The sequence below is a fragment of the Maribacter sp. genome (assembly GCF_016744255.1).
In the GTDB taxonomy this organism is placed as follows: domain Bacteria; phylum Bacteroidota; class Bacteroidia; order Flavobacteriales; family Flavobacteriaceae; genus Maribacter_B.
This window is the reverse complement of sequence record NZ_JADGES010000142.1, coordinates 1-6,530: the sequence shown is the minus strand read 5'-3', so window position 1 is coordinate 6,530 and position 6,530 is coordinate 1. Positions and strand designations below refer to the sequence as shown.

The window sequence follows — 6,530 nt, the reverse complement described above, 5'->3', positions numbered from 1 at the left end:
TTCTACCAACCAATTTAGCTGGCGAGAGGGTTCTAAACCCAAAAATAATCGATTCTGTAATAGTTGCATTAGGACTACTTTTTTTTGCCTTGGTTTACTTTTCTATTTTACAACCAAACTTTATTCCATTTCCAAATTGGACAGTAGTCTATGGAAAATGGGTTATACCCAGTATTTTTCTTTTGCGTTTTTTAGGGGATTTTAAATATCTTGGACTTTTTAAAAAAATTAAAAGCACTCCATTTGCCATTAGAGATACCAAATATTTTATTCCTTTGTGTGGCAGTATTGCTTTTTTAGGCTATTTAGTAGCCCTTAAACCATAAGAAAATGAAATATATTATCCTATTAATTACATTAGCAGCAATAGGTTCTATTGTCTATGGCTATACTTTAGATGCTAATGAAACTGCATTATCTCATAGATATATTGGAGGCGGCACAGCTACTCTATTCCTAATTTCTATGCCTTTATTTCTTTACAAAGAGAGTAAAGGAAAAAAAATGAATGATTATATGCTTACGGAAGAAAACGTACGAAAAATGCAAGGAAAAAAACCCAAAAACTCTGACAATCAGTAATTTCCATCATTTTTTATTTAAAAAATAAAGAATTTCTAACCAAAATATTATAAATTTAGGTGTATTAATTTTTAATTTATATTGCAATGACTGGTACAGTAAAATTTTTTAATGGATCCAAAGGATATGGTTTCATAACTAACGATGACACAGGAAAAGATATTTTTGTTCATGCTACAGCATTAAACGGAACGCAATTAAATGAAGGAGACAAAGTAGAGTATGTAGAAGAAGAAGGCCAAAAAGGTATTGTCGCAGGACAAGTGCAAGTTTTATAAACTTTCTTTCTTAATTAACATTAAAAAACCCAGTACTTACTGGGTTTTTTAATGTTAATTTCTTTTTTTAATAAAAAACCGCTTCAATATTTCCGATGCCTCTTCCGCTAACAAACCTCCTTCTATTTTAGTCTTAGGATGCAGTTTGGTTCCTAACACCCCACAACCTCTCTCTGCATCTGTTGCTGCAAAAACAATTTTAGAAATCTGGCTCCAATACAAAGCTCCAGCACACATTTGGCAAGGTTCTAACGTAACGTATAATGTGCAATCTTTTAAATACTTACCCCCAAGAAAATTAGCTGCTGAAGTAATGGCTTGCATTTCGGCATGTGCAGTTACATCATTTAATAGCTCCGTAAGATTATGCGCTCTTGCTATAATTTTATCCTTAATAACAATAATAGCTCCAACAGGAACCTCTCCTTTGTCATAAGCAGCTTCGGCTTCTTGCAACGCTTTTTTCATATAGTAGGTATCATCGTACGGTTCTATCATGGCGTAAATATAAAAAATACTACCCCAATTATAAAAGAGGAAGGTGCTTAAACATAGATTACAATACCCTTAATGTACACACATTCTAATTCTATTTATATAATACTAGGTTTCCCTATACATTTAAAAAACTGTAGCTTTGTATTTCAATAATAACGGGAATGCCTAACACATTACTAAATTCTATAAAATCACCGGATAATCTAAAGGATTTATCCCAAGAGCAATTACCACAAATTGCTCAAGAATTACGAAATTTTATTATTGATATTGTTGCCACAAAAGAAGGTCATTTAGGAGCAAGTCTTGGTGTAATAGAACTAACCATAGCCATACATTATATTTTTAATTGCCCATATGACAATCTTATCTGGGATGTAGGCCACCAAGCGTATGGCCATAAAATACTTACCGGCAGAAAAGATATTTTTGAAACCAACAGGCAACTTAACGGAATAAGTGGTTTTCCTAAGATGGAAGAAAGTATTTACGATGCTTTTGGAACAGGACATAGCTCTACCTCTATTTCTGCTATTTTAGGTATGGCTATAGCAGCAAATCTTAAAGGAGAAACAAATAAAAATCATATAGCAGTTATTGGCGATGCATCTATTGCCAGCGGAATGGCTTTTGAAGGTTTAAACCATGCAGGTGTTACCGATGCTAATATTCTAATTATCTTAAATGATAATGCAATTGGTATAGACCCTAGTGTAGGTGCCTTAAAAAAATATTTAACTAATGTTAAAAAGGGTACCGCAAAGGATGAAAACATTTTTGAATGTTTAAATTTTGACTATACAGGGCCGATAGACGGACATAATTTTAAGGATTTAATTACGGAGTTAACCCGATTACAAAAAATAAAAGGACCTAAATTACTTCATGTAATCACCACAAAAGGCAAAGGGCTACAACAAGCCGAGGAAAACCAGGTAACCTACCATGCCCCAGGGAAATTTAATAAAATAACAGGTAATTTAATCCCAAAAAACGATACACCTCAACCACCAAAGTACCAAGATGTATTTGGACATACTCTTGTAGAACTAGCTCTTAAAAATAAAGACATTGTTGGCATTACACCAGCCATGCCAACAGGTAGCTCTTTAAAATACATGATGGAGCAAATACCAAACCGCGCGTTCGATGTAGGTATTGCAGAACAACACGCAGTAACTATGGCTGCAGGAATGGCAAAGGCTGGACTTATACCATTTTGCAATATATACTCCACCTTTTTACAAAGAGCATACGACCAAGTTATTCATGATGTTGCTTTACAAAATTTACCTGTGATTTTTTGTTTGGATCGCGCGGGACTTGTAGGCCAAGATGGCGCAACACACCATGGAGTTTACGATTTAGCCTATTTAAGATGTATTCCCAATCTCATTCTATTTTCACCAATAAATGAGATAGAGCTTCGCAATATTATGTATACCGCACAATTAGGTTTAAAACAACCTATTGCTATTCGTTATCCTAGAGGAAGAGGAATAAATATTGCTTGGGAAAAGCCGTTTAATAAAATTAACATAGGAAGTTCTTCAGAATTAAAAAAGGGCACAAAAATTGCAGTAATTTCAACTGGCCCAATAGGAAATAAAATGTCCAAAATAATTAATGATTTAGACTATAAAAATGAGGTTGGCCATTACCATATGCCCTTTATAAAACCTTTAGATAAAAATAGACTTCATCAGATATTTACAAATTACAATGCTATTTTAACCCTTGAAGACGGTTGTAAAAATGGAGGATTTGGCAGTGCTATTGCAGAGTTTGCATTGGACAATAGATTTAAAAATAATATTAAAATATTAGGTGTCCCAGATACTTTTATAGAACATGGAACTATAAACGAATTGCATAAAATAGCCAAAATTGATGCCTCATCTATAAAACAAAGCTTAAATGAATTACGCTTATCTTAAACTAATGAAATACCATTTATTTTTTAGCTTTCTCTTCTTATTCATATACAATGGAACTTCGCAAGATTCTCTATCCACTGCTTCAGAGGTAGATACCACTATTGTTAATACCATAGTTATTAGAAAAACCCAAGAAAAAATAAAACACATCCCTAGAAGTGCAAAACTAACTAACCCTTATATATCCTTTAAAAGAACAACACCCTTATCTAAAAAATTTAAGCGCTTTAGGATTCCTTCCTTTTGGATAAAAGAGAATCATTTAGGCGTTAGTTTTAACGAAGCGGCTTTTGTTAACTGGAATGCTGGTGGGAATAATTCTATTACAGGATTAGCCAATTTAAAAGTGGAAAGAAATTATAAATTTAGATACATCCAATGGGATAATTATCTAGAATTAAAATATGGTTTAAACGCACAGGAAGACCGAAAACTCAGAAAATCTGGAGATGAAATTAGGATGAGCTCTACTTTTGGTTATCGTAAAGACACTATAACCAATTGGTATTACTCCGTAAAAGCAAACGTAAGAACGCAATTTTCTAATGGGTACAAATACCCGGACCGAACTACCCCTATATCTAGATTTATGGCTCCAGGGTATTTTTTCTTTGGTGCGGGAAACTCCTATATTACTCCAGATCAAAAATTCAATTTATACACTTCCCCCGTTACCCTAAAAGCAACCTATGTACTAGATCAAAGATTAGCAGATAATGGAGCTTTTGGTGTTAAAAAAGCGATTACGGATGCTAACGGAGAGATTATTACACCTGGAGAAACCGTCTTTGTAGAATTGGGTCTTTTAATAACGAATACTTGGCAGACTAATGTTGCCAAAAATGTTAAAATGAAACATCGCGTATCTCTTTATACGGATTACTTGTCTAGTTTTGGAAATGTAGATGTAGACTGGGAACTAAATTTTCACCTCACCGTAAACAAATATATAAAAGCTAACATAGGAACACATATTATTTATGATGATGATATTTTATTCGATGAAATTAAAGACGCTAATGGATTAGTAATAGATTCAGGAGTACCTAGAATTCAATTTAAACAAATACTAGGTGTTGGTATTTTATATGATTTTTAAAGTATTATAATTGCCTTCCCATTATTTTATTGTGCATATGAACAGCAGCACTATCGGATAGGCTTGCAACATAACAACACGTATTTAATAATATTTTATACGTAGAAATATTGGTACGTTGATAAAACTTAGGTAACGTACTTATCATTAAAGTATCATAATTAGAGGCGATATTTTCTTTCTCATTGATAAGGGCAGACGAATAAACATCTAATATGTCCGAAATAATTTTATAACCCGCTATTTCCTTCCCTATTACCTCTTGAGCCTTGTATACCTTATTTACGCTTAACGTAATAATATCTTTTATCTGTGCTGCATAGGCACTTTTATCTAGTAAAGAAACATGAAACGTACCACTAAGAATTGCCTCTTCATTTGCCACAAAAATGTTTATAGCATCCGTAATTAAAGTATTTATGGCCAATGCCCTTAAATAACTTAAACGATCCTCCTTATATACTAAAGAATTATATTTTTTAGTATTAATACTATTCTTAACTAACTTAATTAAATACTCTAAGGCATAATCTTCAGAGATTAAACCCAGATTAATACCGTCCTCAAAATCTATTATCGTGTAGCAAATATCATCCGCCGCTTCAACTAAAAATGTTAAGGGGTGTCTGGCATAGGAAATATCTTCTCCTGTCCTTGTTTGCACCAACCCCAATTCATCCGCTATATCTAGAAAGGCCTTTTTTTCACTTTGGAAAAATCCAAACTTCTTATCCGCTATTTGTTTGGTTGCCTTTTTAGGAAGAGATTCTTTAGGGTACTTCATAAAGGCCCCAAGAGTACTATAACTAAGACGCAATCCGCCAATTACTCCTTCTCTAGATTCTGTAAGCAGTTTAAATCCATTTGCATTCCCCTCAAAATCAATAATATCTTGGTACTCCTTTTTTGATAAAACCGATTGGTATTTATTTCCTTTACCAGTTTTAAAATATTCTCCTATGGATTTTTCTCCACTATGACCAAATGGAGGATTCCCTATATCATGAGCCAAAGCAGCAGCGGCTACTATAGCACCAAAATCATTAAACTTATACCCATGTATTTTATCTAAATACGGATGTTTCTTTAAAATTTTTTTCCCTGCAATTCTTCCTAGACTACGCCCTACAACAGAAACTTCCAAACTGTGCGTTAGCCTAGTATGTACAAAATCTGTCTTAGATAGTGGAATTACTTGGGTTTTATCTTGTAAACTTCTAAAGGCTGAAGAAAATATAATTCGGTCATAATCTACCTCAAAACCAAGCCTTGTCTCATCTTGTTCCGTACGCAATCGTTTTGCTGTATCTCCTTGGCGTTTTAAAGAAAGTAATTGTTCCCAATTCATAATATCTACTATAAAACCGCAATTTACATTTTAGCCCATTTTAATACTAATAAAAACATATATTAATATACAAACATAAGACAGCTGCTACTTAGGTACTTTTTATAATCTTAAAGATTACTTAATATTAGGATTACTTTAAGTTGCAATAAGAACCCGATTTTTGTCTTCGTCTTAAGACGATTAAGATTTCACGAAATGTATTAGTTTTTGTCGACTATATCTTTTGAAATCTAACGGCTACCTCTGGCCAAGGTAGCTTTTTTATACGTAAATCTTATTTATTCCTTAATACGCTCTTAACATTGTATTAATATTGGTATGTGTTCTTTGTCCCCGACAAAAACTAATACTGAAATGAAAATCAAACCTTTGGCCTTTGGGTTCCTATTTGCTATAGTCTCAGTAGTAAATGCCCAAGATACTAATGCCCCAAAATTCGGAAAAGGACTATTTAATTTAGTTGGCAAAGACAGTACTTGGAGTATGAAAATTGCCACACGTATGCAATTTTTAAGTACCAACACCTGGGATTCACAGGATGGTCTTACAAACCCAGAATCTAATTTCCTTGTTCGTAGAGCTAGATTAAAATTTAACGGTTTTGCCTACTCTCCCAAATTAAAATACAAACTTGAATTAGGCCTTTCTAATAGAGATATTTCAGGTGCTTCTGCTTTTACCAGCAACGCTCCTAGATATATACTAGATGCCGTAGTGATGTGGAATTTTCATGGAAATTTTGAACTTTGGGCAGGACAAACAAAACTCCCTGGAAACATAGAGCG

The 6,530-nt window shown here is 33.4% G+C and carries 8 protein-coding genes; 6 read left to right on the top strand and 2 right to left on the bottom strand.

Going from position 1 to position 6,530, the window contains the following annotated elements:
- The 3 genes from QZZ51_RS15800 to QZZ51_RS15790 all read left to right on the top strand — a co-directional run.
- The coding region (locus QZZ51_RS15800; RefSeq protein ID WP_291871420.1) for a DUF3995 domain-containing protein at positions 1-326 on the top strand (326 nt) is incomplete at its 5' end.
- Positions 327-330: 4 nt separating this feature from the next.
- A complete protein-coding gene (locus QZZ51_RS15795; protein ID WP_291871418.1) occupies positions 331-582 on the top strand; it encodes a hypothetical protein in 252 nt (83 codons plus the stop codon).
- An 86-nt stretch (positions 583-668) separates the two neighbouring features.
- On the top strand, positions 669-860 hold the full coding sequence (locus QZZ51_RS15790; RefSeq protein WP_291871416.1) for a cold-shock protein: 192 nt from the start codon (positions 669-671) through the stop codon (positions 858-860).
- Positions 861-914: 54 nt separating this feature from the next.
- Here QZZ51_RS15790 and QZZ51_RS15785 read toward each other — a convergent pair whose 3' ends face one another.
- Positions 915-1,358, bottom strand: coding sequence for a nucleoside deaminase (locus tag QZZ51_RS15785; RefSeq protein WP_291871414.1), 444 nt, complete (start codon positions 1,356-1,358; stop codon positions 915-917).
- Positions 1,359-1,519: 161 nt separating this feature from the next.
- Between QZZ51_RS15785 and QZZ51_RS15780 the strand changes: the two genes are divergently transcribed.
- Together QZZ51_RS15780 and QZZ51_RS15775 are read left to right on the top strand one after the other, a co-directional pair.
- Entirely contained in the window at positions 1,520-3,295 is a 1,776-nt protein-coding gene (locus QZZ51_RS15780; protein WP_291871411.1) for a 1-deoxy-D-xylulose-5-phosphate synthase, read from the top strand.
- A gap of 4 nt (positions 3,296-3,299) precedes the next feature.
- The gene (locus QZZ51_RS15775) at positions 3,300-4,394 is read left to right on the top strand and encodes a DUF3078 domain-containing protein (RefSeq protein ID WP_291871410.1); all 1,095 of its coding nucleotides are present in this window, start codon (positions 3,300-3,302) and stop codon (positions 4,392-4,394) included.
- A gap of 4 nt (positions 4,395-4,398) precedes the next feature.
- Here QZZ51_RS15775 and dgt read toward each other — a convergent pair whose 3' ends face one another.
- A complete protein-coding gene (dgt, locus tag QZZ51_RS15770; protein ID WP_291871408.1) occupies positions 4,399-5,742 on the bottom strand; it encodes a dGTP triphosphohydrolase in 1,344 nt (447 codons plus the stop codon).
- 357 nt (positions 5,743-6,099) lie between these two features.
- Here dgt and QZZ51_RS15765 point away from each other — a divergent pair.
- Positions 6,100-6,530: porin (locus tag QZZ51_RS15765; protein WP_291871406.1), on the top strand; the 431-nt coding region annotated here is incomplete at its 3' end.